At 69.0% G+C, this 25,186-nt stretch carries 27 protein-coding genes; 12 read left to right on the forward strand and 15 right to left on the reverse strand.

Features of this window, described 5'->3' with window-relative positions; all coding sequences use genetic code 11:
• From HUW62_RS30375 to HUW62_RS30390, 4 genes are all read left to right on the forward strand, one after another.
• Positions 1 to 869: slipin family protein (locus HUW62_RS30375; protein ID WP_176436386.1), on the forward strand; the 869-nt coding region annotated here is incomplete at its 5' end.
• 178 nt (positions 870 to 1,047) lie between these two features.
• A complete protein-coding gene (locus HUW62_RS30380; RefSeq protein ID WP_163863723.1) occupies positions 1,048 to 2,865 on the forward strand; it encodes an acyl-CoA dehydrogenase in 1,818 nt (605 codons plus the stop codon).
• Positions 2,866 to 2,976: 111 nt separating this feature from the next.
• Positions 2,977 to 3,555 (forward strand): hypothetical protein, encoded by a 579-nt coding sequence (locus HUW62_RS30385; RefSeq protein WP_163863724.1) that lies wholly within the window; start codon positions 2,977 to 2,979, stop codon positions 3,553 to 3,555.
• Between the two features lie 105 nt (positions 3,556 to 3,660).
• Positions 3,661 to 4,866 carry a Dickkopf N-terminal cysteine-rich domain-containing protein gene (locus HUW62_RS30390; RefSeq protein WP_176436387.1) on the forward strand — a complete coding sequence of 402 codons (1,206 nt, stop codon included), beginning with the start codon at positions 3,661 to 3,663 and terminating at the stop codon, positions 4,864 to 4,866.
• Positions 4,867 to 4,886: 20 nt separating this feature from the next.
• On the opposite strand, the gene HUW62_RS30395 is transcribed toward HUW62_RS30390, so the two are convergent.
• Positions 4,887 to 5,993: a hypothetical protein gene (locus HUW62_RS30395; RefSeq protein ID WP_163863726.1), complete on the reverse strand. Its 1,107-nt coding sequence runs from the start codon at positions 5,991 to 5,993 to the stop codon at positions 4,887 to 4,889.
• Between the two features lie 264 nt (positions 5,994 to 6,257).
• Here HUW62_RS30395 and HUW62_RS30400 point away from each other — a divergent pair, with 264 nt between their 5' ends.
• The gene (locus HUW62_RS30400; RefSeq protein ID WP_176436388.1) at positions 6,258 to 6,944 is read left to right on the forward strand and encodes a LysM peptidoglycan-binding domain-containing protein; all 687 of its coding nucleotides are present in this window, start codon (positions 6,258 to 6,260) and stop codon (positions 6,942 to 6,944) included.
• A gap of 78 nt (positions 6,945 to 7,022) precedes the next feature.
• On the opposite strand, the gene HUW62_RS30405 is transcribed toward HUW62_RS30400, so the two are convergent.
• Positions 7,023 to 7,898 (reverse strand): LysR family transcriptional regulator, encoded by an 876-nt coding sequence (locus HUW62_RS30405; RefSeq protein WP_163863728.1) that lies wholly within the window; start codon positions 7,896 to 7,898, stop codon positions 7,023 to 7,025.
• Between the two features lie 107 nt (positions 7,899 to 8,005).
• Here HUW62_RS30405 and HUW62_RS30410 point away from each other — a divergent pair, with 107 nt between their 5' ends.
• Positions 8,006 to 8,305: a YiaA/YiaB family inner membrane protein gene (locus HUW62_RS30410; protein WP_163863729.1), complete on the forward strand. Its 300-nt coding sequence runs from the start codon at positions 8,006 to 8,008 to the stop codon at positions 8,303 to 8,305.
• Positions 8,306 to 8,328: 23 nt separating this feature from the next.
• On the opposite strand, the gene HUW62_RS30415 is transcribed toward HUW62_RS30410, so the two are convergent.
• The 4 genes from HUW62_RS30415 to HUW62_RS30430 form a co-directional block, all read right to left on the reverse strand.
• Complete coding sequence (locus HUW62_RS30415; protein ID WP_176436389.1) at positions 8,329 to 9,108, reverse strand: DUF4157 domain-containing protein; 780 nt, start codon at positions 9,106 to 9,108, stop codon at positions 8,329 to 8,331.
• 10 nt (positions 9,109 to 9,118) lie between these two features.
• Positions 9,119 to 9,565, reverse strand: coding sequence for a hypothetical protein (locus HUW62_RS30420; protein WP_240356188.1), 447 nt, complete (start codon positions 9,563 to 9,565; stop codon positions 9,119 to 9,121).
• Positions 9,566 to 9,787: 222 nt separating this feature from the next.
• Positions 9,788 to 11,413 carry a DUF4419 domain-containing protein gene (locus HUW62_RS30425; RefSeq protein ID WP_176436390.1) on the reverse strand — a complete coding sequence of 542 codons (1,626 nt, stop codon included), beginning with the start codon at positions 11,411 to 11,413 and terminating at the stop codon, positions 9,788 to 9,790.
• Between the two features lie 215 nt (positions 11,414 to 11,628).
• On the reverse strand, positions 11,629 to 12,852 hold the full coding sequence (locus tag HUW62_RS30430) for a metallophosphoesterase (RefSeq protein ID WP_176436391.1): 1,224 nt from the start codon (positions 12,850 to 12,852) through the stop codon (positions 11,629 to 11,631).
• A gap of 121 nt (positions 12,853 to 12,973) precedes the next feature.
• On the opposite strand from HUW62_RS30430, the gene HUW62_RS30435 reads away from it, so the two are divergent.
• From HUW62_RS30435 to HUW62_RS30445, 3 genes are all read left to right on the forward strand, one after another.
• Complete coding sequence (locus tag HUW62_RS30435) at positions 12,974 to 13,417, forward strand: cytochrome c oxidase assembly factor Coa1 family protein (protein WP_176436392.1); 444 nt, start codon at positions 12,974 to 12,976, stop codon at positions 13,415 to 13,417.
• A gap of 36 nt (positions 13,418 to 13,453) precedes the next feature.
• Positions 13,454 to 13,981, forward strand: coding sequence for a hypothetical protein (locus tag HUW62_RS30440; RefSeq protein ID WP_163863734.1), 528 nt, complete (start codon positions 13,454 to 13,456; stop codon positions 13,979 to 13,981).
• A 134-nt stretch (positions 13,982 to 14,115) separates the two neighbouring features.
• Entirely contained in the window at positions 14,116 to 14,913 is a 798-nt protein-coding gene (locus HUW62_RS30445) for a TIGR00266 family protein (protein ID WP_163863735.1), read from the forward strand.
• A 59-nt stretch (positions 14,914 to 14,972) separates the two neighbouring features.
• Here the strand turns inward: HUW62_RS30445 and HUW62_RS49690 are convergent, their stop codons facing one another.
• The 4 genes from HUW62_RS49690 to HUW62_RS30465 all read right to left on the reverse strand — a co-directional run bounded on the left by HUW62_RS49690 (position 14,973) and on the right by HUW62_RS30465 (position 19,248).
• Complete coding sequence (locus HUW62_RS49690) at positions 14,973 to 17,381, reverse strand: MYXO-CTERM sorting domain-containing protein (protein ID WP_163863736.1); 2,409 nt, start codon at positions 17,379 to 17,381, stop codon at positions 14,973 to 14,975.
• 62 nt (positions 17,382 to 17,443) lie between these two features.
• Positions 17,444 to 17,938, reverse strand: a complete 495-nt coding sequence (locus HUW62_RS30455) for a hypothetical protein (protein WP_163863737.1) — start codon at positions 17,936 to 17,938, stop codon at positions 17,444 to 17,446.
• A gap of 12 nt (positions 17,939 to 17,950) precedes the next feature.
• Positions 17,951 to 18,454 (reverse strand): cupin domain-containing protein, encoded by a 504-nt coding sequence (locus tag HUW62_RS30460; protein WP_163863738.1) that lies wholly within the window; start codon positions 18,452 to 18,454, stop codon positions 17,951 to 17,953.
• 14 nt (positions 18,455 to 18,468) lie between these two features.
• Positions 18,469 to 19,248, reverse strand: a complete 780-nt coding sequence (locus tag HUW62_RS30465; protein ID WP_176436393.1) for a class I SAM-dependent methyltransferase — start codon at positions 19,246 to 19,248, stop codon at positions 18,469 to 18,471.
• A gap of 107 nt (positions 19,249 to 19,355) precedes the next feature.
• On the opposite strand from HUW62_RS30465, the gene HUW62_RS30470 reads away from it, so the two are divergent.
• From HUW62_RS30470 to HUW62_RS30480, 3 genes are all read left to right on the forward strand, one after another.
• On the forward strand, positions 19,356 to 20,642 hold the full coding sequence (locus HUW62_RS30470; protein ID WP_176436394.1) for a citrate synthase: 1,287 nt from the start codon (positions 19,356 to 19,358) through the stop codon (positions 20,640 to 20,642).
• A 58-nt stretch (positions 20,643 to 20,700) separates the two neighbouring features.
• Complete coding sequence (locus HUW62_RS30475; protein ID WP_176436395.1) at positions 20,701 to 20,985, forward strand: hypothetical protein; 285 nt, start codon at positions 20,701 to 20,703, stop codon at positions 20,983 to 20,985.
• Positions 20,986 to 21,188: 203 nt separating this feature from the next.
• A complete protein-coding gene (locus tag HUW62_RS30480; protein ID WP_163863741.1) occupies positions 21,189 to 21,485 on the forward strand; it encodes a hypothetical protein in 297 nt (98 codons plus the stop codon).
• 112 nt (positions 21,486 to 21,597) lie between these two features.
• Here HUW62_RS30480 and ychF read toward each other — a convergent pair whose 3' ends face one another.
• From ychF to HUW62_RS30505, 5 genes are all read right to left on the reverse strand, one after another.
• On the reverse strand, positions 21,598 to 22,707 hold the full coding sequence (ychF, locus tag HUW62_RS30485) for a redox-regulated ATPase YchF (RefSeq protein WP_163863742.1): 1,110 nt from the start codon (positions 22,705 to 22,707) through the stop codon (positions 21,598 to 21,600).
• Between the two features lie 45 nt (positions 22,708 to 22,752).
• The gene (gene atpF, locus HUW62_RS30490) at positions 22,753 to 23,304 is read right to left on the reverse strand and encodes a F0F1 ATP synthase subunit B (RefSeq protein ID WP_163863743.1); all 552 of its coding nucleotides are present in this window, start codon (positions 23,302 to 23,304) and stop codon (positions 22,753 to 22,755) included.
• A 124-nt stretch (positions 23,305 to 23,428) separates the two neighbouring features.
• Positions 23,429 to 23,662, reverse strand: a complete 234-nt coding sequence (locus HUW62_RS30495) for an ATP synthase F0 subunit C (protein WP_163863744.1) — start codon at positions 23,660 to 23,662, stop codon at positions 23,429 to 23,431.
• A 139-nt stretch (positions 23,663 to 23,801) separates the two neighbouring features.
• The gene (gene atpB / locus HUW62_RS30500; protein ID WP_163863745.1) at positions 23,802 to 24,848 is read right to left on the reverse strand and encodes a F0F1 ATP synthase subunit A; all 1,047 of its coding nucleotides are present in this window, start codon (positions 24,846 to 24,848) and stop codon (positions 23,802 to 23,804) included.
• A partial coding sequence (locus tag HUW62_RS30505) for a hypothetical protein (protein ID WP_176436396.1) occupies positions 24,848 to 25,186 on the reverse strand: 339 nt, incomplete at its 5' end. The genes HUW62_RS30505 and atpB, both read right to left, overlap by 1 nt.

Raw genomic sequence — 25,186 nt, forward strand, 5'->3', positions numbered from 1 at the left:
GCCCCACCCTGTGGCTCGGCCGTGGTCAGCACCAGGTGTGGACGGTGGAGCGCCTCCCCAGCCGCGACTCCGTGCCTGCTTCCTCCGCCGTGCGCATCGAGCGCCTGGACACGTCCGGCGTGGCCACCGCGCCCCTGCAGGACGACGTGCGCGCCAAGGTCCCCGCCAGCGACTACGTGGAGGCCACGGCCACCGAGGGCAGCGTCGTGCTGCGCTACGTGGACGGCACCCTGGACGCGGTGCTGCCCGCCGGCCGCCACGCCGCGTGGACCGTCGCCCGCAAGGTCCAGCTCGCCGTCATCGACCTGCGCGAGCGCCTGCTCCACGTCACCGGCCAGGAAGTGATGACCAAGGACCGCGTCACGCTGCGCCTCAACCTCTCCACCGCCTTCCGCGTCGCGGATGCCCGCCGGCTCGCCGTCGTCGCCCGCGTGCCGGATGACATCCTCTACCTCGCCATGCAGCTCGCGGCCCGCGAGTCCGTGGCCACGCGCACGCTGGACGAGTTGCTCGCCTCGCGTGAGGCCGTGGCCGAGGACCTCTTCGCGCAGGTGAAGGAGCGCGCGGAGTCGGTGGGCCTGGAGCTGCTGCGCTTCGGCATCAAGGACGTCGTGCTGCCGGGTGAGATGAAGGAGCTGCTCAACCGCGTCATCCAGGCCCAGAAGGAGGCCGAGGCGAACGTCATCACCCGCCGCGAGGAGACGGCCGCCACGCGCTCCATGGCCCAGACGGCCAAGGTGCTCGCGGAGAACCCGCTGCTCGTACGCCTCAAGGAGCTGGAGGCCTACAAGGACCTCGCGGCCAAGGTCGGCCAGGTCCACCTGGTGCTCGGCGAGGGCGCGGTGCCCTCGCTCCAGCTCAAGGGCTGAAGCTCCGTCACACCTGACACACCGCTGAGCGAAGGGCCTCTGGGGCCGGTTCCCCGGGGGCCCTTCGTGCGTTCACGGCACCGCGCGTCATTCACCGTCCGTGGTGCGGGGCGCCGTGGCTGACTCGAAAATCAATCTCGGCTACCCTCCGGGCTTTCGTTCCCGTGAGGAGTCCGAGATGTCGTCGTCCGCGAACCACTACGTCCCCAACCTGCGCGATATCGAGTTCAATCTCTTCGAGTTCCTCGACATCGGCCGTACCTCCCTGGGGCGCGCGCCCTTTGGCGACCTGGACGAGACGTCCGCGCGGCAGATGCTGCAGACGTTCGCCGTACTGTGCGCGAACGAGCTGGCGCCTTCCTTCGACGAGGCCGAGCACACGCCGCCCAGGCTGGAGAACGGCGAGGTGACGCTGCCTCCTGGACTGAAGAAGTCCATGAACGCGTTCTTCGACGCGGGGATGCACCTGCTGGAGCAGCCGCCGCACCTGGGCGGCATGGGCGCGCCGCCGTCGCTGGGCTGGGCCGCGTTCGAACTGATGGTGGGCGCCAACTCCTCGCTGGCCTTCTACACGCTGGGCAACCTGCTCGCGCGCATCATCGACCGGCTGGGGACGGACTCGCAGAAGAGCCGCTTCCTGCCGCACATGCTGGAGAAGCGCTGGGGCGGCACCATGGTGCTCACCGAGCCCGACGCCGGCAGCGACGTGGGCGCCGCGCGCACCAAGGCGCGTCCCGTGGGCGGCGACGTGTGGGAAATCGAGGGCGTGAAGCGCTTCATCACCAACGGTGACTCGGACATGTCCGAGAACATCATCCACATGGTGCTGGCGCGCCCGGAAGGCGCGCCTCCGGGCACCAAGGGCCTGTCGCTCTTCGTCGTCCCCAAGTTCTGGGTGAACGAGGACGGCAGCATGGGTGAGCGCAACGGCGTCGTGTGCACCAAGCTGGAGAAGAAGATGGGGCTGAAGGGCTCCGTCACGTGCGAGCTGACGTTCGGCGACGGCAAGCCCTCGCGCGGCCTGCTCCTGGGCGAGGTCCACGACGGCATCCGGCAGATGTTCTACATCATCGAGCAGGCGCGCATGGCGGTGGGCGTGAAGTCCATGGCCACGCTGTCCGCGGGCTACCAGCGCGCGCTGGCGTTCTCGAAGGACCGGCTCCAGGGCGCGGACCTGCTCCAGGCGCGCAACAAGCTGGCGCCGCGCGTGCCCATCTTCCAGCACCCCGACGTGCGCCGCATGCTGATGGCGCAGAAGGCCCACGCGGAGGGCATGCGCGCGCTGTGTCTCTACACCGCGGCCGTGCAGGACGGCGTGGAGCTGAAGGGCGGCCACCGCGCCACCGAGGCGGGCGAACTGGACACGCTCAACGACATGCTGCTGCCGCTGGTGAAGGGCTACTGCTCGGAGAAGGCGTTCGAGCTGCTCGCGCTGGCGCTCCAGGTGCACGGCGGCTCCGGCTACCTGCAGGACTACCCGGTGGAGCAGTATCTGCGAGACCAGAAGATCGACACGCTCTACGAGGGCACCACGCACATCCAGGCGCTCGACCTGCTCATGCGCAAGGTGGCGAAGGATGGCGGAGCGACGCTGCAGGGCCTGCTGTCTCAGGTGCGCGAGACGGCGGAGGGCGAGCTGGGCGGAGGCGAGCTGCAGACGGAGCGCGCCGCGCTGGGCAAGGCGCTGGGTGATTTGGAGACGATGCTCGGCACGCTGATGGGCAAGCTGGGCGAGTCCGTCTACCACGTGGGCCTGCAGGGCAACCGCGTGCTGGCGAGCGTGGCGGAGTTGGTCATCGGCTGGCTGCTGGTGCGTCACGCGGGAGTGGCGGTGGAGCGGATGAAGAGCAACCCCGGCGACAAGGCCTTCTACGTGGGCAAGCTCGCCAGCGCGCGCTGGTACTGCGCGGAGGTGCTCCCGGGCCTCGCGCACGCCGCCCGCATGGTGGAGGCCGGCACGCTGGACCTGATGGACGTCCCCGAGGAGTCGTACTGAGACGTGCTGTTCCCCGGCCGCACCCGTGGCCGGGGGAGGACACCTCAGGGGCCATCCCCTCTTCCTGACAGGGGAGACAAGGGTGGCCCGGCGTTCGCAATGAGGGTGGGAGTGATGCTCTCCGCCCTCACCGTCGCCGCCGCCGTCGCCCTGGGTTCTCCCGCTCTCGAGACGGGAGGACCGCTGGAGCTGGCGCGCTTCGCCGGCCACGTCGTCGCCTGCACGGAGGACGGCCTGGAGGTGCTCACCTCCTCCGGCAAGCCCGTGCGTGTCATCTCCACCGAGGAAGGGCTGCCGAGCCCCTTCTGCCTCGCGCTGGAGGTCGCCGGGGAGCGGCTCTTCGCGGCGACCGACCTGGGCATCGTCTCGCTGGATGCCTCCTTCCGGGTAGAGCCGGTGCTCGACGTGCGCTGGCACGCGCTGCCCGACGCGGAGGACGCGAGCGAGGCCGAGTACGTCGAGCGGCTGGACGCCCTGGCGCGGACGTTGCCCTCGGATGCGACGTACACGGTGCTGACCTCACGCCATGCGGGCACGGCGGACGGGCGCGTGCTGGAGTTGGGCACCCACCGGGTGTGGAACGTCGACGGTCCGGTGCTGGCCGTCGAGGAGGACCACCGGGGCGTGCGGGTGGCGACGGAGGACGGGGTGTTCCTCATCGACACCGAGGGACGACTGGCGACGCGGTAGCCCTCGCGCTCCCACGCGAAAGCGAGACATCATCAGCCGATGGCTCAGGTCGGGTCCGTATGCCCATGGAGGGCAGGTCGGGCCAGCGCCCTCTGGGAGCCACGGATGGGCAGACGCGCGATGCATGGACGGCAGGCGGCACTGGTGGTGATGCTGGCGGGGCTCTGGGCGTGTGGCGGCGAGGACGCGGTGACGCGGCAGGGCTTCGGCGGAGAGGTCGTCCAAGCAATCTGCGCGCGGGCCCAGCGCTGTGGCGAGTACGCCCGCGCGAGCGCGTGTGAAGAGGACATGCGCCGCCGGGGACTCGACGCCTATATCGGGCTGGGGACGCGCTACGACGAGTCGCTGCGCACCGGCCAACTCCGCTTCGACGAGGGGGCCGCCCGGCGCTGTCTGGACTCCATCAGGGAAGGACGCTGTGAGCAGCCCACGCTGTCCGATGCCGCGTGGCAATTCGGAATCGAATACGACGAGGCCTGCCGGGTGCTCGTGGCCCCCGAGTCACCCCAGGACTGTCGGAACCACCTCGACTGCGGCGAGCAGGGGTACTGCGGCCACACAGCGGAGACCACCTGCGAGGGCGCCTGCGAAACCCGAGGTGCCGAGGGCACCCGAGTCAATCAGCCCTGGCAATGCGCACCCGGGCTCGTGTTCGTGGGCGTGTCGGGCACGTGCGAGCGCCCCCGCGAGGAAGAGGTCTCCTGTGTCGCCCGGCGGGGAGGGACCACCTATTCCCTGCCGTGCGCCCAGGGGCTCTGGTGCGACGCGAATGGTTATCAAACGTGCAAGCGCGTGGGCGCGGAGGGAGACGTCTGCGAGAACCAGGGCTATTACCCGTGCGGTCCCTCCCTGGTGTGCAGCGACAACAAGTGCGTCCGCTACGCGAAGGAGGGCTCGGCTTGCACCGCGGCGACCTATGACGCGAGCATCGGGCGCCTCGTCGACGTGTGCCAGCGGGAGCTCTTCTGCGACGCGATTCCCGACGAGCTGGGGTTGTGTCGTCCGCGCCGCTCGGAGCGTCAGGAGTGTCGCCTCGACAGCGAGTGCGCGGAGGGACTGTGGTGCAAGGATGCGCGCCCCGAGGTGGGCCTTTGGGGCGTCTGCGTGAAGCACGCGGCGCCCGGTGAGGCGTGCGACATCCCAGGCCGGTACTGCTCCAGGGGCTACGGCTGCGCCGAGACGAACGCCGGCATGCGCTGTCTGCCCTTCGTCCGCGAGGGGGAGGCGTGCGGCCCGCTGTCTGGCATCTGCGACACCAACAGCATCTGCGAGGCCCACTGCGTCTCCCACGAGGCCGCGTTCTGCCAGTGAGCGGGTGACGGGCTCGCGGCTCAGGCGCCCTTCGAGGCCTGGGCCCGGGCGGACAGCTCGCGCTCCACATACAGCCGCAGGATGTGCATGAAGTCCTGGGCGTTGGTCACCACGCCGAAGGCCTGGTGCGTGCCCCGGTCCTTCAGCTTGCTGACCACGAACTCGGACGAGTCCACGCAGATGGTGGCCAGCTCCCGCAGCGAGCCGTCCTTCTGCGTGACGAACGCGGGCAGCATGTTGCCGGTGGCGATGGCGTGCAGCGCGGTGGCGACCATCACCGCCATGGTGGCCTTCACCGCGTGACGGCGCATGGCGTCCTGTCCGGCCACGTTGTCCGTCACCACGTCCGGCAGCGGCCCGTCATCGCGGATGGAGCCCGTGAGGACGAAGGGCACGCCGCGTTTGACACACGCGTGCATGATGCCGTTGGTAATCACGCCGGCCTCCACCGCCTTCGCGATGGAGCCCGCGGCGCGCACCTTGTTGATGGCGCGCATGTGCAAGCCGTGGCCTCCGGACGTGGCCTCGCCGGTGCCGCTCATGCCCAGGGTGGTGCCGAAGATGGACGCCTCGATGTCGTGCACCGCCACCGCGTTGCCCGCCAGCAGCGCGCCCACGAAGCCGTTGTCGATGAACCACGTCATGTCCGCGCGCGCCCGCGAGTGCACCAGCGCGGGCCCCGTCACCCACACCGGATAGCCGCCGCGCTCGCGCTCCTCCACCAACAGCCGCGCCATCTGCGCGTAGTCGATGGGCTTCTCGCGAGACACCTCGCTCGTCATGAACTTGAACTCGCCCTCGCCCCCGCCGCCCAGGTACGCCGTGTTCACATAGACGCCCTCGGAGCCGTCCTCCGCGTGCCCCACCACCACGCGCTCTCCGGCGCGGACGCGGCGGCCCTCGCGAATCCACAGCGCGCCCTGCTCATCCAGCACCAGCGCGCCGTCCATGCGCGGCTCGCGCGGCATCCGCCACTCACCGCCGATGCGCACGTAGGTGGGCAGGTTCGTCGTGGTGAAGAAGCCCTCCGGCAGCACACCGTCCGAGGGCGCCGGCTGGAAGCGCGCATCCGGACACCGGGAGAACCGCTCGACCGCGAAGTCAGGATGGGGAATGGAGGTGCTCACGCCGGCACCATGCGCGGTCCCACCCGCCCGGTTCAAGAACCTTGGCGCTGCCACGAGCGGTCCGTCCGGTAGGTGGCAACCCGAAGATTCTCACTCCTGGAGAGAGCAAGCCCGACTCCTGGTACGGCGGCGCTCCGCGCAAGTGCGCGAGACTCGGTGACTTCAGCGAAAGCTCCGGCGAAATACCCCCTCCAAGCAACTCGGGGTCTCAACCTTCGAGAATAGGTGCAAGTCGTACATGAACCGCCTCGGAGCCGTTCTTCCATGAGCTACCGCATCCAGTCCGGCGACACCCTGTCCGCGCTCGCCAAGCGCTACGGCACCAGCGTCGACGCCCTGCAGAAGGTGAATCCGCAAATCAAGAACGTGGACCTCATCTACGCCGGGGACACGCTCAAGCTCCCTGGCGCCACGGACGGCTTCGACTCTCCCTCGGGCCGCACGGGTCCGAACCTCACGGGCGGCGTGAATGGCCCCTCCGGCCCGACGAACTCGGGTGACGGCGTGAAGGGCCCCAATGGAAGCCCGTACGACATCGCCGTCTCTCACCTGAACAAGAACGCGGGCTCCTTGAAGTTGGAGGGCAGCGGCGTGGGCGCGGACATGGAGGACTGGGTCCCCAACAACGTCAACTGCGCCAACTTCGTCTCCGCGTGCCTGGAGCAGGCCGGCCAGATTTCCAACGGCCAGCACGACAACAGCGTGATGGGCCTTCAGAGCAAGCTGGACGCGGACCCGAACTTCAAGCGCGTGTCGCTGCAGGACGCGAAGCCCGGAGACGTGGTGTCCATGAAGGTGGGCAGCGGCCAGCACGTGGTGATGTTCGCGGGCTGGAAGGATGGCAACGCCCAGTTCATCGGCTCCAACAACGTGAACTCGGATGGCTCGCAGCGCATCAGCTTCAGCAGCATGAACTACCCCATCATGTCGGTTCACCAATACCAGGGCTGAGCCGGCGCTCCGCCGAAGTGCCCCCGGGGCTTCGCCTCCGCCACTCGCGCGGAAGCGAGGCCCCGTTTCACGTCCGGCTCACGGCTTCGGCGCGAGCGCCAGCGCGGCCTGGATGAGCGGACTCTTCGCCGCCGACCTACGCCATGCGGCGTGGACGCTCCCCGAGGGCACACCGGGAAGAGGGCGAGACACGACACCAGCCTCGCGAGGCCCGCCCGGCAGCAGTGAGGCGAGCAACGAGTAGCCCAACCCCGCCGCGACGAAGCCGAGGATGGTCTCCGACGAGTCCGCCGCGTGCAGTCGCTTCGGCTTCACGCCCGCTCGCGCCAGCTCTCCGAGCTGAAGCTCTCTCAGGTGTCGGTCCGTGCTGTACGCGATGAAGGCATCCTCGCGGAGCGCGTCCAGCCGCACGCGGCGACTCTTCGCCTGGGGGTGGTGTGAGGGCAGCACCAGGAAGGGATGCGTCCTGCCCACTTCACGCGCCTCCACTTCGTCGGGGACTTCGGGCAGGTGGTCCACCACCAGGTCGGTGTCACCAGAGCTCAGGATGTCCACGGCGGGGACCTTGGACTCGAAGAGGACGACCTCGATATCGGGGCGCTTCGCCTGGAGTCGCCGCAGCCATGCGGGCAGCAGGTGGCGCAGGACATGTCCGGAGGCGTGGATGCGCAGCGTGCCGCCCACCTCGCCCTTGCGCAGCGATTGCACCACGGAGTCCAGTCCCTCCAGGAACGGCGCGACGTGCGAGTACAGCGCGCGGCCCTCGGGTGTGAGGACGACGCGGTCCTTGCCCACGCGCTCGAAGAGGGGGACGCCGACCTCGGCCTCCAGGCGTTTGACCTGCTGATGGATGCCGGGCTGGGTGATGGGATACGGGAATGAGCTGACCGCTCGCGCGTAGCCTTCCGCGCGGGCCACGCGGTAGAAGCCCTCCAGACGTTGGAGTTGAATCATGCACTCCAGGTTATCAATGACGCTTTGATTAGTTCCATGTGCTTTTCGACGGGAAGCGGCATGTTTTCTCCACGTCAGCGAGCCCAGCTCGTTCCCGAGGAGAAAACATGTCCCGCTCCACCCCGAAGGTCGTCGTCGCGCACAGCTCCGCCTGGGTCATCCAGACCTGGCTGTCCTTCGCCCTGTCCGTGGGCGTCACGGCGGTCGGCATCTGGAACCTGCCGCTGGACTCCTGGGTGAAGTCCTTCCTGGGCATGGGCCTGCTGTTCAGCGTGGGCTCCACCTTCAGCCTGTCGAAGACGGTGCGAGACCAGCACGAGATGGACCAGCTCGGCACGCGTCTGGACGAGGCTCGCGTGGCGAAGATGCTCTCCGAGCACGACCCGATTGCCCCGCCGCGGATGTAACGCGCCTCGCGAAAGCGAAGGCTTCAGGGCGCGCCGCGTCCCGTGCGCACGCTGACGAGCGCTTCCTCCAGCAACGGCAGCGCCTTCTCCGTCCACCCCTTCAGCCGCGCGCGAGGGGACAGCGCACGGTGGTCAGGATGAATCAGTCCCACGAGCGTGGCCTCTTCGATGAACTGCGCCTGTTGCTCCGGATTGAGCTCCTCCCAGCGCAAGTCCCGCTCCACGCCCTTGCGCCAGTCATAACCGTCTCGCGAGAGCTGCGCGACGATGGCGGAGCTCATGTACGCGGTACCTCCATGCTGGTGCTGCCACACATGCACCAGCTCGTGCACCAGCAACCCCAGGTCCGTGGGGCCACTCGGCGGCGGGACGAAGACGGTGTCGCCATGCGCGAACGCACGCCCCGACACGCCCAGGACTCCCAGGGGCCCTTCCTTCAACCGCACCGCCGCGTAGTCCACGCTCGCGCCAAAGATGGGGCGCAGCAACGTCACCTCGTACCCCGACAACCGGCGCCCCACGGGCTCCATCCACAACAACACCTGCACCGCGCTCACCACGCGGCCCGCCAGCATCAGGAACACGTCCACGGGAAGCTGCGCCACGCGCCACAGCCCACGTCGCAGCAGGAAGCGTCCTTCACGCGGACGTCCCCGGACATACAGGGCCACTCCACCGACGAGGCCCGTGAGCACCACGCGCAGGCCTCGCGCGACACCCACCGTGGCACTCACCACGCCCGTGAGCAGACCCCGGCCCGCGTCCACCAGCCGCGAGGCCAGCGAGGAGACCACCACCCTCATGGGATGAACCTCAGAGTCCCGCGGCGGCTCGAAGCGGAGCGCTCAGCCCCAACGCGGACTCCACCATCGAACGCATCGACCCCGGGCGCCACGGACGCGCCAGCGCGAAGTGCGTCAGGCAGGCGCCGCTGAACGCCTCCGCCAGCTCCGGGCAGAAACGCGAGGACACCAGGATGCGCGGGCCCGCGAAGTCCATCTCCACCAGCTTCGCGAGGAACGCGTGCGCCGCGTCGCGCTCCGCCGAGTCCAGCACCAACACCACCGCCGCCGGCACCACGCCCATCTCCAACCGCCGCGTCGCCGACGCGATGCCGGTCGCGTGGATCAACCCCACCACCGGCGCCAGCTCCCGCCCCATGGCCAGCCGCAGCAACGGGGACTCGGACACCACCATCACCGCGGGGGCATCCTCGGACGCCATGGCGCGGCGCGTCTCGTACACCTCGACGGCATCCACATCCCTCATACGAGGCGCGGGGACGGACTGGAGCAGACGCGGCTGAATGGTGGTGGCGGGGGGCACGCATCGAACAATAACCAGGAATAGCGGAAATATCAAACTACACTTCAACTATCCGAGTAGTCCGCTCTGGGTGGACTCGATGACCCACCCATGGCCACACGGTACAGACCCGAGGGCCATGGATTCCTGTTCAGTGAGTCATGAGCAACCCAGACATCACTTCCTGCGCTGCGGCATGGGCGCGCGTGGGGGCGGGTTCTCCCAGGGCTCCAGTTCCTCGAGGAGTGGCCTCAGCGCGGGCAGGTCCGTGGATCCGCCGTGCTCCAGCGCGTGGACGAGCAAGTCGGTGAGCGAAGGGCCCACGACGGGGATGTCCGTCGCGCACTGGCGGGAGCGAAGCGGCGGCGTCACCCGCTCGAGCTCCAGCATCACCTCGTCCTCGGGCCGCTTTCCGGGAGGCAACGACAGGGGCTCCAGCGCGTCCGAGCGCAGGCGCACGTAGCAGTGCGGACGACGGCCGCTGCAGTAGCGCAGCGCGAGCACCGTCCCGTCCGGCAGGTCGACGAGGCACCGCACCGGCACGACGTGCTCTCCGTCCGCGACAACCGGAATGTGGACCTCGGTGTGCTCGGCCGTGGAGCGCAGGCGCCAGGGCTTCGTGTCCGGGAAGAGCGTGGCGCATTTGACGTGGTCATAGAGCGCGTTCAGCTCGGCGACGCCCTGGTACGTGGAGGACCCGGTGGCGCGAGTCACGGAGTGCTCGGCGACGATGCGCTCGATGACCTGGGACATGGAGGCGTGGGACCTGCGCACCAGCACTCCCGCGCGAGGCACCAGCGCGCCCTCCGAATCCACCGCCACCGCGAGCACACCCGCCTCCAGGGACCACGTCTCGCGCCAGTCCGACGTCACAGCCGAGAGCTGGAGCGGAACGCAGGACAGTCCGGAGGGCGCCTCGTGCAACGCGAGGCCGGGTCCCATGAACCAATCATCGTCATCCCGGTCGACCAGCTTCATCATGTCCGCGTGGGACTGCTCCAGCATGGGGTTGCGTTTGTCGAAGCGCCCGATGTTCTGCACATACGGGAACAGCCGCGTCACCCAGCCTGACGCGCGGTCCCAGCCATACGCCCGACGCGGTTTGTACAGCTCCGACCAGAGCTCGCGGTCCGGTTGGCCTTCCGAGGCGCGCACGAACTCATCGGCAATCGGGATGAGCGACGAGATCCACCAGCCCAGGTCGAACTCGGCGAGGACGTCGATGCGGCGGCGGATGGCCCGCCAGTCCTCCGGCGTGCCGAGCAGGGTGATGCGAGGGATTCCACACAGCACGGAGAGGGCGAAGTCGAAGTACGGGGACATCGCGTCCATCAACACCACGTCCCCCGCCATACGCTCCACGTCGGTGCTGGTGGAGAAGTCACACGACAGGAGCCGGGGGAGTCCCGGCCCCAGCTCCTCGCGGAGCAGCTCACGGAAGGCCGTGAGGGTGGAGCGGAACTCCTCCTCTGTCCGGGGGGCCGCGGGGACATCCACCGTCAGCGTCTTGCGGCCCGCGTGTCGGACGAGCCTGCCTCGCAGTGCATCGGAGTGGAGGCGGATGTGGTGGGCGAACCCCTGGGCCAGGGTGAGCCACACCACGTCTGGGGACAACACCAGGGGGCGATGCTCGGCGAAGGCGATGTGGACGGCGGCGAGCAGCGGGTGCACCCCCTCGGGGTCCACCACCCGGGTCTCCGCGGCCGGGGCCAACCACAGCGCCTCACCGACCAGGGTCCCCAGGGGTACGGTCTCCAGGGGAGTCACAGCCTCTTCGACGGAGTCCACTGCGAAGGTCGTCATCGGTACGTCCCCTCGTCACGGTGTGTGGAATGAAGCCGCCACCCGACGCCGGCTTTCACGCCCACCTGACAGGCCGCTCGGCACGCCACGACTTGAGATACAGCAGCGGCCCCTCTTCGCAAGGGGCCGAGGCCATCCATCGCGACCTCAATCCTGGAGGGAACGGACGAGCTCGGGGAGCATGACACGGCGCCGCCGACTCCCAGTGACACAAGTCACTGTGCTGCCGGAACCAGCGTCAGCTCCGCGATTTCGGGAGAAGGCCCCAGCCGCAGCGGCGGCCCCCAGTAGCCGGTGCCCCGGTGCGTGTACACGCGCACGCCGGAGACAGTGGCCAACCCCCGCACCACGGGCTGCTGCAGCTTGATGAAGAACATGAACGGGAACACCTGCCCGCCATGCGTGTGTCCGGAGAGCTGCAGGTCCACGCGCACGCCGGACTGGGCCACCTGCAGCGCCGACCTGGGCTGATGCGCCAGCAACACCACCGGCACGCCCTCGGGCGCCCCCGCGAGCGCCGCGTCGGGACGGCTCGCGTGTGAAGGCACGATGTGCCCCGCGTTGAAATCCGTCACCCCCGCGACGACGAGCCGTGCCCCATCGCGCTCCACCACGCGATGCGTGTTGCGCAGCACCGTGAGCCCCAGCCGAGCGACCTCCGCCTCCCACGCGGGACCGCCGTGGTAGTACTCATGATTACCCGTCACGTAGAACACGCCGAGCGACGCGCGCAGCTCCGCCAGCGGGCGTACCTCCTCGCGCAGCTCCTCCACCCCACCGTCGACCAGGTCTCCCGTCACGGCGATGATGTCTGGTTTCAGCGCGTTCACCTGCTCCACCACGCGCCGCAGCCACCGCCCATCCAGCGTGGGCCCCACGTGGACGTCCGAAATCTGCACCACCCGCAGGCCGTCCAGTCCCGGCTGAAGCCCCTTCACCGGCACCGTCACCCGCTCCACCGTCGCCTTGCCGCGCGCCGTGACGAACGCGAACACCACCGCCGGCACCGTCACCGCGCCCACGATGCCGGCCTTCCAGCGCGCCAGCGCCAGCGCATCCGTCACCACGCCCGTCCACCCCAGCACCGCGCCGACGACGTCCGCCATCACCACGGCGCTGAGCAGGATTCCGAAGCTCCCCAGCCACACGTACGACGTCCACATCAACGCGCGCCGGGCCGGCGTCGGCTCGCCACGGCTGCCCATCAGTCCGGCCGGTATCGACACGAACAGCAGCACCATCAGCGCCACGCCCAGCACGCCCCAGGGTGAAGGCCACGCGGGGCTCACGAACAGCCTCACCGCGAGGTACGCGTGCAGCGCGCCTATCACCGTGAGGATGCCGCCCAGGGACATCAGCCAGCGCAACACCTGCCTGGGAGCCGCGCGCGGCGCCCGCCGTGACTCTTGCTCCACGCCTTCCGACGACAGCTCCGCCACGGCCAGGACCTCCGAACAGGGTGACTCTCACCCGGTGGGGACGCGGAGCATAATGGCCGCCTCCGTCGCCTGCCCGGCAACCCGCGCGGCTGCTCGTTAGTGTGGGGACCCGGAGACCCACATGCGCCCGCACCGCCTCGACAGTCCCTGGCAGAGCTGGATGGTGGCGACCGCGCTCGTGCTCGGTGGGCTCGGGTGCTTCGCCGGCGGGGTGGCCTGGGTCTCCCGCTCGCTCTTCCAGGACATGGAGCAGGAGCTGCGCCGCAACGACGTCCACCGGCTCGCGCTGCACACTGCGGAAGCCAGCCCGCTCGCCACCGAGCGACTGGGCACCCCGCTGACGAGCAGCTTCCTCACCCTGCGCGCCCACGGCGCCACGACGGACGAGGGACGGGTGGACTTCGACCTGACCGTCCAGGGCCCGCTTGGCCGGGGCGTCCTCGAAACCCAGGTGGCCTACACGAAGGGCCTCTGGACGCTGCGCAGACTGGTGCTGCGCCCCGAGGGCGGTGATTCCGTGGAGCTTCCCGCTGGAGGCAGCACGCACGCCCTGCCTGCGGACTGAGCACACGGGGTGTCCTCGCTGCCTACCTTGAGGGGCATGAAGACCACGCGCCTCCTTGCCCTTGGACTGCTCGCCTGTGGCCCTGCCCTGGCCGCGCCCGCAGCGGACTCCCTCAACTTCCGGACGAAGGACCGCTCCGTCACCGTCCGCGTCGCCGACGACCAGCTCTCCAGCGCGGACGTCCAGCTCTCCTTCAAGGAGGACGACACCGTGCGCGGTCAGGCCTTCGGTCGCCCCGTCAACCTCACCGTGAAGGACGACACCATCCGCGGCAGCTATGGCCAGCGCCCCGTGAATCTCAATGTCACGGACAAGGAGGACACCCTCGACGCCACCGGAACCTTCGGCGGCCAGGTCACCAGCTTCCAGGTGAGCCCCCAGCAAATCACCGGCACCGTGGGCGCGTGCAGCTACGAGCTGCTCATCACCCGCCATGACCGCTACGAGGGCTACCGCACCTGCGGCGGCAAGCTGGACAAGAGCGTCTCGCTGACCATCCCCTCGTCGCTCGCGGACGATGACGAGGAGCTCGTCACCGCGCTGTCCATCCTGCTGGCGCAATAGCCGCGCTGTGACTCCGTCTGTCGCATGCAGCACTCGGAGCCGGGACGTGTTCCGGTGTGCTCGCGGGTTGAGCGATGCAGCGGGGCGGCTATGGTGCGCCGTCCCTTTCCGACTGACGACGACGGAGCGATTCCATGGCGCAGATGCACGAGGTCGACTTCCACATCTACGGCGATGACCTGCAGTTCGTGGAGGTGGAGCTGGACCCGCAGGAAGCGGCGGTGGCCGAGGCCGGCACCCTCATGTACATGGAGGACGGCATCGAGATGGAGACCATCTTCGGTGACGGCTCGGAGAAGAAGAGCGGCTTCTTGGGCTCGCTGCTCGGCGCGGGCAAGCGGCTGCTGACGGGCGAGTCCCTCTTCACCACCGTCTTCCTCAACCGGGGCGGCGGCAAGCGCAAGGTGGCCTTCGCGGCGCCCTACCCCGGCAAAATCATTCCGGTGAATCTGCGCGAGCTGGGCGGTGAGTTGATTGCGCAGAAGGACAGCTTCCTCGCGGCGGCCAAGGGCGTGTCGCTGGGTATCGCCTTCCAGAAGAAGCTGGGCACCGGCCTGTTCGGCGGAGAGGGCTTCATCATGCAGCGCCTCCAGGGTGACGGCCTCGCCTTCATCCACGCGGGCGGCACGCTGCGCGAGCGCACGCTGGGCCCCGGTGAGCTGCTGCGCGTGGACACCGGTTGCATCGTCGCGTTCCAGCCCACCGTGGACTACGACATCCAGATGGTGAGCGGCATCAAGACGGCCTTCTTCGGCGGCGAGGGACTCTTCTTCGCCACGCTGCGCGGGCCCGGCAAGGTGTGGCTCCAGTCGCTGCCGTTCAGCCGCCTCGCGGGCCGCATCCTCGCCGCCGCGCGTCCAGGTGGCTCGCGCGAAGAGGGAAGCGTGCTGGGCGGCGTCGGCCTGGGCTCGCTGCTCGGCGGCGACGACTAGGCTTTCGCGACCACGGCGGGCCTCGCTTCCCACGGCGGGAAGCGGGCCCTTCGCCGTGACTAACGCTTGCGCCTGCGCAGCAGCGCGGCCAGGCCCGCGAGCAGGGTCCATGCGCCCGCCGCGCCCACGGGAGACGCGCCGCAGCCGCCGCAGCCCACGTCCAGCGCGGTGGGGCCACGCACCTCGAAGGCGGTGTCCGGAGACCGGGGCCCCGGCGTGCCCGCCTCGCCGTTGAGCGAGTACGCCGACACCGCATGCGCCCCCGAGGAGAGCGCGCTGTCGGCGGGCACGACGTAACGGAACGTGCCCGTCGAATCCGCGACCACCGTGGCCACGCGGGTGCCATCGACCTCGAGTGACACGGAGGCACTGGCCTGAGCGACGCCCGCGAACAACGGCGTCGGGTCCACCAGCTCGCCTTCCGCGGGCACCACCAGCACGGGCATCTCGCGAGTGACCACCGTGCCGCCATCTCCCGAGCCGGCGTCCGAACCCGCGTCCGAGCCGGCGTCCGAGCCCGCATCCGGGCCGGCGTCCGAGTCACCGGCGTCCGGCACCGTCGGCGTGCCCGCGTCGTCATCCGCCAGCGCGACTTCGAAGACGGTGTTGGGAGAGTCGGGTCCGAAGTCGCCTTCGCCGTGCCCGTGCGCGTTGACGCGGTGGGGGCCCGGGTCGAGCGGTGCGTTCGCGGGAATCTGGTAGCGGAAGCGACCGAAGGCATCCACGGGGACGATGACCTCGTCGCGATTATCCACGTAGATGCCCACCGTCAGCGCATTGAGCGCCACGCCCGCGATGTACGGCGTGGGCCCCAACACCTCGCCCGCCTCGGGCACGACGATGATGGGCTGGGGAATCGCGGCGGCGGCGGCGACCGTGAAGTTCACGGACCCGGGCCTGCTGTAGGCACCCAGTCCCTCGGAGACAGCGGTGACGGTGTGCGTGCCCGAGGACAGCGCGGGGAGCGGCTCGTCGACCTCCGCGGAGAAGCTGCCGTCGGTGCTCGACGACACCTGGGCAATCTCGACACCGTCGACGGTGATGATGATGCGCAGGCCCGGGTCCGCCACGCCTTCGATGACCGGGCGCGATGACACATCCACCGCATTCGCGAGCGGGAGGGTGATGGTCGGCGTGGCGGGCGTGGCGTACCCATAGGTGAACACCCTCGCGGTACCGCCTCCACCGACGCCCGCGCCATGCGTGGGCCCGTGAGTGCCGGCGCTGGCGGACGTCGTCCCCGCGGCGCCTCCCGAGGACACCATGGTGCACGACACCGGCGTGCCGTTCAGCAACACATGGCCGCCCGCGCCTCCACCGCCGGGCCCGAGCTGGAAGGACTCGGCGAGCACGTTGCCACCATTCCCACCTCGCACCTCGACCTGGCCGCAGTTCAGCGCGGCGGCGGTCCTCACGATGACGGAGCCACCCGCGCCTCCCCCTCCGGCGCCGTCCTCGCCACTGGCCGCCACCGAGGGCATGCCATTGGCGGTGACGCGGCCGGTCCCCGAGACGTTGGACGCACGGAAGAACACGATGCCACCGCCCGCGCCTCCACTGCTTCCCACGCCGTTGTCACCTTCACCCGCGCCGCCACCTCCGCCGAAGAGGAGGGCATCGACAATCGAGTACTCCATCAACGCGCCGCCCAGGCCGCCCACGTCGCGCGAGCCGTCCAGGAAGGAGGAGCGTCCGCCGGTTCCACCGAAGGCCCGGTGCCCACCGCCGCCGCCGCCCGCGTTGTTGCAGTTGCCGCCGCCCCCCGCGTTGACCAGGTTGCCGCGCCCGGAGGCCGGGCCGAAGCGCCCCACCACCACGCCCTCGCCCTTGTGGGAGCCACCCAGGGTGGTGGAGAGGTCACCGCCCTCGCAGGCCGTGCGGGAGGTGTTGTTGGTGAAGGCCCCGCCCCGGAAACCCGCGCCGTCGGCCTGGATGACGCCGTTGTTGATCAACGCGCCCGAGGCGAGGAAGGCCAGGATGCCTCCGCTGTTCCCATCCCATGCAACCGGCACGAGCGAGCCGGCGGCCGTCACGGTGACGTTGCCGTACTCGGGCACCGTCACGACCTGCGCGCCCGGCGAGGTATAGGCGTACATGAGCGGCGCGGTGAGCCGGAGCACCGTGGGGCTGCCGACCACCACCGTGGATACGCGCGCCAGCTCCCAGCGCCCCACATTCCCGGGGTCCACCGGGCCCGTGCTGCCCGAGGGGGTGCTGGCCGGGAAGCCCATCGTCTGGTGCACCATCACCAGTCCGCCCGTCGGAGGCGCCGTGGAGGTCTCCACCGAGAGCGAGGTGTCACCGCGCCGCGCTCCGGTCGGCAGCCGCATCGCGGTGTTGATGATGGTGCGCGCGGTGTTGACGGTGAGGGCGCCGTTGCGACTGGTGCCGAGGCCGAAGGAATCCGGCTCGGCCAGGACGGAGGAGGACCACAGCAGCAGGAGCGGGAGGCAAGGCGCTAAACGCATGTGCCCCTATGCTGCCCCAGAACCTGGGACTCCCGCGAGCGCGTGTGGGGTCCTATCTGGCGTCAGTCGACCGGACGCGTCAGGGCCCGAGCGTTGCGGGGGGCGAAGAAGGGCTGACGCACGAGGCGTGGAAGGGTGCGCTTGTCGACGCACCAGAGCTGGAGCGCGTCCTCCCATTCGCCCAGTTCGGCGATGGCGCGCACGTCGGCGGCGTCGCGGTAGAGGTCATTGAGGTTGTGGACGAGGGCGGAGAGGTCCTCCACCTCCCAGCGCTCGGTGACGTCGCCGGCCTGGACGTGCAGTTCGAGGACGGGGCGCTCGCGGACGTCCACGACCTTGAGGTTCCGAGCCGCGCCACCCATGGCCAGGGTGAGGGGCCCCATGAGCTCATCGGGGCGGACGCCGTAGGCGACGGAGAGGCCACCGACGAGTTGCCCCGCGTCACACAGGCGCAGCAGGGAGACGTGGGGCGGCTCGCCACGGGGGAGCAGCTCCGTGGCGGCGTCGCGGTCCTTGAGGAGCCGCTCTCGGGTGAGCATGTCGAGCAGGGAGGACATGAGGCGACAAGCCTATCGCTCCTCGCCGCTCCAGTAGTCCACCTCGGCGGAGAGAGGCAGGACGGTGTACAGCGTCCGAGCGGCCTTGTCGCCACCTGGCGCGGAGCCGGCGGTGACGCAGACCTTCTTCGAGTCCGGGTACACCATGACGTCCGGCTCCACCATGGTGGAGAAGGCGAGGTAGCGGAGCGTCTCGGCGCCGTCGTTGACGAGCTGGTGCGCGCCCGTGGGGCCCACGGGGAGGGCCACGTAGTCGCCGGTTTTCACAGGCAGCGTGGTGTCAGCGAGGCGCAGTCGGCCGGTGCCGGAGAGGATGAAGTACGCCTCTTCGTTAGCCAGGTGGAAGTGGAGCGGGAAGGCGTGCTTGCCGGGAGCCAGTTCCATGATGCTGCAGCCGAGCTTCTGTCCCTTCGCGGCGGCACCGAGCTGCTTGCGCCGGTACGAGACACGAGGGCCCTGAGTGACTTCGGTCCACGGGAGCGAGGGCTCGTGGACGAGGTGGAGATGTGAGGCCATGGAGGGCTCCGGGTTCAGGGACGCGTGGCGATGAGGGCGAAGACGCGGTGGGGGATGTCGAGCGCGTCGTGAGGGAAGCGCTCGGCGAGGAGTCGGGCGTGGGCGGCGTCGAAGCGCTCCACGTCAGAGGGAGGCAGGGTGGCGCCGACCATGGCGCTGGCGCGGGAGCGGCCTCGCCAGGACTCGTGGGTGTAGGGCAGGAGGACATCGAAGGAGAAGGTCTCCAGGGGCGCAAAGCCCGCGTCGCTGACGTCGCGGAGCCACTGCGGGTAGAGGCCGACGCCGCAGCCGAAACGAGCGTGGTCTGGTGGGTTGGGATTGAAGGCCTCCATGAGGGCCTCGGTGGCGGCGACGACGTTGCCGGGTAGGGATATCCAGTCCAGGTGCGCGATGACGAGCTTGCCGCCAGGGACGAGCAGCCGAGCGGCCTCGCGAGCCGCGGCGGGACGGTCGAACCAGTGCCAGCACTGTCCTGTTGTCACGAGGTCGAAGGCGCTGGAAGGCAGACCCGTGGCTTCGGCGGGAGCTTCGCGTGAGTCGATGGACAGACCTGCCTCAGAGGCGAGCTGGCGGCCGGCCGCGAGCATGGACGCGGACACATCGAGCGCTATGACTGAGCAGCCGTGTCGCGCGAGTCCTCGTGCGACGGTGCCAGTGCCAGAGCCGACGTCCACTGCGCGGAGTCCGGGACGGAGGACGTTCTCTCGGACCAGACGGGTGAAGAAGGCATCCGGGAAGCCCTGGCGGTGTTTCGAGTAGTCCTCGGACGTGCGACCAAAGTCGACGACAGGCATGACAGTTCTCCTCTCGCGTCGTCCCGAGTGTCGAGTGGGCCCAAGGGCTCACATCGACAACGGAATCGAGTCGAGTCGACAATGCGTGTTCAGGAGGTTGCGGAGATATGAGTAGACGCAAGGGTGGACGCTCTCAATCTCGATTCGACCATCGACCCGAGGAGGAGCTCGTCACGGCGGTGGAGGCGGCGGCGCTCCTGGGGGTGAAGCGGGCGACGCTGTACACGTACGTGAGCCGGGGGCTCGTGCGCTGCGTGCCTGAACCGGGGACGAAGGAGAACCGCTATGTGCGCTCGGACCTGGAGCGACTGAAGACGAGGCACGATGCACGTGCGGGGCACGCGGCGGTGGCCTCGGGAGCGCTGCGTTGGGGCGAGCCGGTCATCGACTCGTCGGTGTCACAGGTGGGCGCGGAGGGGCTCGCGTACCGGGGGCACTCAGCTGTGGCGCTCGCGATGGAGGGACGGAGTCTCGAAGCGGTGGCGGAGCTGCTGTGGACGGGGAGGCTTCCGGAGCAGGACCCACGGTGGGAGAGCGTGGAGCCACCGTTTCCGCCGTCGGAGCTGGCGAAGATGCTGCCGAGAGACACGCCACCAGTGGCTGCGTTGTCCGCGCTCGTGCCACTGCTGGCGGCCAGGGACGCGGTGCGCTTCTCCGCGCCGCCCGAGCAGGAGAAGGCGCGAGCGAGACGGGTGCTGCGTCAGTTGGCGGCATGGGTGAGCGTGGCGCATGCACCGGGACGGGTGGCGAGGGCGCTGCGAGCGGAGACAGTGGCGGAGTCACTGGCGCTGGCGTGGCACTCCAAGGTGAAGCGAGCGCCGGAGTTGCTCAATCGCGCGCTGGTGTTGTGCGCGGACCATGAGTTGAACGTGTCGACCTTCACAGCGCGGGTGACAGCGTCATCAGGAGCGGACCTGTACGCGTGTCTGTGCGCGGCGCTGGGAGCACTGTCGGGTCCGAGGCATGGCGGAGCGTGTGACAGGGTGGAGGCACTGCTGATGGAGGTGGGAAAGCCAGAGCGAGCGGCGGCCGTGGTGTACGAGCGATTGCGCCGTGGCGAGTCGGTGCCCGGCTTCGGCCACCAGCTCTATCCCGACGGAGACCCGAGGTCGCCCCCCATCCTGGAGGCGGCAAGGGAGGTACGGCCAGAGGCGCCGAGGGTCAAAGTGGCAAGAGCGGTCCAGGAGGCGATGACAGCAGCGGGGCATCCAGCGCCGTCGGTGGACCTGGGACTGGTGATGCTGGCGGAAGCGCTAGGCCTGCCCCCGGGAGCAGCGGCGACAATCTTCGCGGTGGGACGCGCGGCGGGCTGGGTCGCACACATCCTGGAGCAGAGGGAACAGGGCCACCTGCTCCGCCCCAGGGCACGCTATGTGCAATCGCCTCGGGGATGACCTCCCTCCCTACTCGTGATGATGAGCGAGCCCAGATGTTTGAAGCGGAGAGCTCGAGATGAGACCTCTGCACATCGTGGTGGCGCTCATCACCTTCGCGGCCTGCGTGGTCTACTCAAGGCCCTACTGGATATTCGTTTCCCGAACCGACACAGGCGTTCCCCGTGGCTTCTATCTCTGCGGCCCGCATGAGGGGCCTGCCCCAAGCACTCGGTATTGCATCGTCGGTATGGACGGAATCATCCTGCGCGACGACCGCGCTCCAAGTGGTCGGATTGAACGCATCTGGTACTTGAATGCGGATGGCAAGACCGAATACGCCAGGGAAGTCATCAGTCCATGAGACATGTGCATGGGGTCTCGCGGTAAAGCCAGACAACGAAGTCCGACGACCTGTCCGTCCGCGTCCAGGAGTCGTGTCAGCCTGACAAAAGCCCTGACCGCCAAGCAGCAACACGGCCTGTATCCCGAACAATGATGTCGCCTTCCCGCCACCCTGAGCATTCCCAGGTTGGCCGCAAGGGCCGCACCGTGGACACTGCCCCCGTGGACCCACGACGCGCCTATCCTCGATTCGCCATCGCCTCCCTCTTGGGCAACGTCGCCTTCCTCGCGTCCTGGGGTGTCGTGCTCGCACGCCCCTCCGGCTGGCTCGTGGTCGGCCCCATCCTCCTGGCCCTCTTCGTCCTCCTCCGCGTGGGCGGCATGTGGCTCTACGCTCGCCAGCAGCCTGAAGGCAGCGACCGCATCCGCCGCGCCGCCCTCTTCACCACCCTGCTCGCCCTCGTCGGCGTCGGCCTCTGGGTCGCCACCGCCCTGCGCGGCCCCCGCATCAGCTTCTAGCCGCGCCCCCCAGAAACGCCTCGCGGGCGCTCCCAGAAGGCCCCAAGGCCCTCCAGAACGCGCCCGCGCGGTCCATCACAGCTCCGCGGCCCCATAGGGCCGCGTCAGCCCGTCACACGTTGAAGCGGAAGTGCATGCAGTCGCCGTCCTTCACGACGTACTCCTTGCCCTCCATCCGCAGCATGCCCTTCTCCTTCACCGCGGACTCACTGCCCAGCTTCACCAGGTCCTCCCAGCGCATCACCTCGGCCTTGATGAAGCCGCGCTCGAAGTCCGAGTGGATGACGCCCGCCGCCTGCGGCGCCGTGTAGCCCTTGTGAATCGTCCAGGCGCGGCACTCCTGCTCACCCACCGTGAAGTACGTCCACAGGCCCAACAGCGTGTAGCCCGCCCGCACCACCTTGTGCAGACCCGGCTCCGTCAGCCCCGCGCTCTCCAGGAAGCCCGGACGCTCAGCCTCGGGGAGCTGCTGGATTTCCGACTCCAGCGCCGCCGCGAGCACCACCACGTCGAAGCCCTCCTTCGCGGCCATCTCCTTCACCGCCGCGACGTGCTTGTTGGCGTCTTCCTTGCCAATCTCGCCCTCGCCGATGTTCGCCACATACAGCACCGGCTTGTCCGTCAGCAGGAACAGGTCGTGGATGACGGCCTTCTCGTCCTCGGTCAGCTTCTGCGCCCGCACGGTGATGGCGGAATCCAGCCCGGCCTTCACGCGGTCCAGCAGCGCGACTTCGGCCTTGGCCTCGTCACCGGCCTTGCCGCCCATCTTCGTGTTCTTCAAGGAGCGCTCGCGGCGCTTCTCCACCGTCTCCAGGTCCTTGAGGCACAGCTCCGTGTCGACCACGTCCCGGTCCCTCACCGGATTCACCCCGCCCTCGACGTGGGTGACGTTGTCGTCCTCGAAGCAGCGCAGCACGTGCAGCACCGCGTCCACCTGGCGGATGTTGCCCAGGAACTGGTTGCCCAGGCCTTCGCCCTTGGAGGCGCCGCGCACCAGGCCGGCGATGTCCACGAACTCCAGCGACGTGGGGATCTTCTTCAGCGGCTTGATGAGCTCGGAGAGCTTGTCCAGCCGCTCGTCCGGCACGGGCACCACGCCCACGTTGGGCTCGATGGTGCAGAAGGGGTAGTTGGCCGCCTGCGCGCCCGCGGCCGACAGCGCGTTGAACAGGGTGGACTTGCCCACGTTGGGCAGCCCGACGATTCCGATGGATAGCGCCATGGTGATTCCCTGGAACACGCGCGCCGGGGGGCGCGCTTCCCCGAACTAGGCCGACCGGCGGACACCGGCATTGCCGGAGCCGCTCAACGGAAGGCCCTTCACGAACTGCTCGGCCAGCGCGCGGTGCTTGCTGTCATCCATGCGCTCGCTCATGAGCTTGCCGGCCACTTCCATGGCCAGGTCCACCGCCATGGCGCGGACCTCGGCGATGGCCTTCGTCTTCTGCTCGTCGATTTCACGACGCGCGCTCAGCTTCAGCTCCTCCGCCTCCTTGCGGCTCTTCGCCATCAGCTCCTCGCGGAACTTCTCCATCTCCTGCTGGTTGCGGCGCGTCTCCTCGGCGGCCTGACGGCGGGCCTCGGAGATGGCCGTCTTCTGGTCGGCCAGCAACTTCTCCGCCTCGGCGCGCTCACGCTTGGCGCTCTCGATGGCGGCCGAAATCTGCTTCTCACGCTCCTCGACCAGCTGGAGGATGGGTCCCCACGCCTTCGCCTTCAGGACGAAGAACACGATGATGAAGGTGACGAGGGTCCAGAAGATGAGGCCCGGCTGGACGCTCACGAGGCTGCTGGCGGCGAGGACGTTGGGCAGGAACATGGTGGCGTGTCCGGCGTGAGGGATGAGACGGCGAGGGCTTCAAATTGAAACGGCCCGGGAAGAGGCACCGGCGCCCGCGATGTGACCCGCGAGCACCGGCGCTTCCCAGGCACCTGCGATGAAACTAGGCGGTCTTGGTCGCCAGCAGGATGCAGACAACCAGCGCGAACAGCGTGGCGCCTTCGATGAGGGCCGCGGCGATGATCATCGTGGTGCGGATGTCGCCACCGGCGGCGGGCTGACGGCCCGTGGCGTCCATGGCGGCGGCGGCGAGCTTACCGATGCCGAGGGCGGCGCCGATGATGGACAGGCCGGCGCCAAGGCCGGCGGCGAGGAAGGCAAGAGCGAGGTTGGTCATGGCGGTGCTTCTCTTTTCTAGCGAAGGACCCACTTGTGGGGGGGTCGTGATTCCCTTCAGGACTACCTCTGACGGCCTTTCGAACCGCCAGGTCTTCTACGCGGGGCGCCCCCTACTGCCAGCGCCCCGCTAACTTGTCTCAGGCGTGCGCCTTGCCGTGGTCGTGGCTGGGACCCAGCTCCGAGTGGCCGTGGCCGTGGTCATCCGCGTGGCCGTGGTCGTCGTGGTGATGGCCCGTGGCCACCGCCATGCCGATGAACAGCGCCGACAGCAGCGTGAAGACGTACGCCTGCACGAAGGCCACGAACAGCTCCAGCAGGTAGATGGCGAACGCGAAGGGCACGCTCACCGCCGCCACCGCCGGATGGCCGAGGATGAAGATGAGGCCGATGAGGAAGAAGAGGACGATGTGGCCCGCCAGCATGTTGGCGAACAGACGCATCGTGAGGGCGAAGGGCTTGGAGATGAGGCCCAGGATTTCGACCGGGACCATGATGATCCACAGCGTCCAGTGCACGCCGCCCGTCAGGTGCTTCAGGTAGCCGCCCAGGCCCGCCGAGCGGATGCCCGCCGCCTGCGTCACGAAGAAGGTGCACAGCGCCAGGCCGGCCGTGACGGCCAGGTTGCCGGTGGCCGTGGCCATCCAGGGCACCAGGCCCAGCAGGTTCATGAAGAGGATGAAGAAGAACGCGGTCAGCAGATACGGCACGTAGCGCGGGCCGTCCTCCTTGCCGATGTTCTTGATGGCCATCTCGTCACGGATGAAGAGCACCAGCATCTCGATGAGGTTGGCGCCCGTGCCGCGAGGCACCATCTTCGTCTTGTCGCGGTTGCTCCAGATGAGGATGGTGCCGATGAGCAGCAGCGCCGCCAGCCACATCATCACCGTGTGCTTGGTGATGGAGAGGTCCAGGCAGCCCGCCATCAGCCCGGGCCAACCCGTGGGCGCCTGCAGCCCGTGGTCCGTCATCACCGGCGCGCAGCTGCCGATGCGGATGGGCGGAATCGCGCCGAGGTGGATGGGGTGGCTCAGGGGGACTTCGAGCTCGAAGTCGTTGGTGTCCGCGACGTGGTGCAGGATGTAGTCCGGCACACTCGGCTCGTTCCCCTCACCGTGGCCTCCGGACTCCGAAGCCCACGCCGTGGCCACGAACAGACAGGCGAACAGGACCATTGCCTTGCGCATCACTCGTCTCCGCCCGCCGCGCCCTTGGACGCGGCCATCACGTAGCTGACTTCAATCCATTGCAGCGCGAAGTAGACGCCAAAGAAGCCGGCGATGAACGGCACCGGCTGCAGACCTCGCGAAATCATCCCCAACAACCCCACCAGCACCGCCACCGCCCGCAGGCCGAAGACCACCGCCACCACCTTCATGGCCGCCTTCAGGTCTTGCTTCACCGCCCGCCGTTTCAACAACAGCGCCACCACGCCCGTCGCCACCGCCAGACCCACACCCCACAGCGCCGACACCCGGTCTTCCACCACCGTCGGCAACAGCCCGGCCACCGCCACGCCCACCAC

This window comes from Myxococcus sp. AM011 (assembly GCF_013372595.1).
GTDB lineage: Bacteria > Myxococcota > Myxococcia > Myxococcales > Myxococcaceae > Myxococcus > Myxococcus eversor.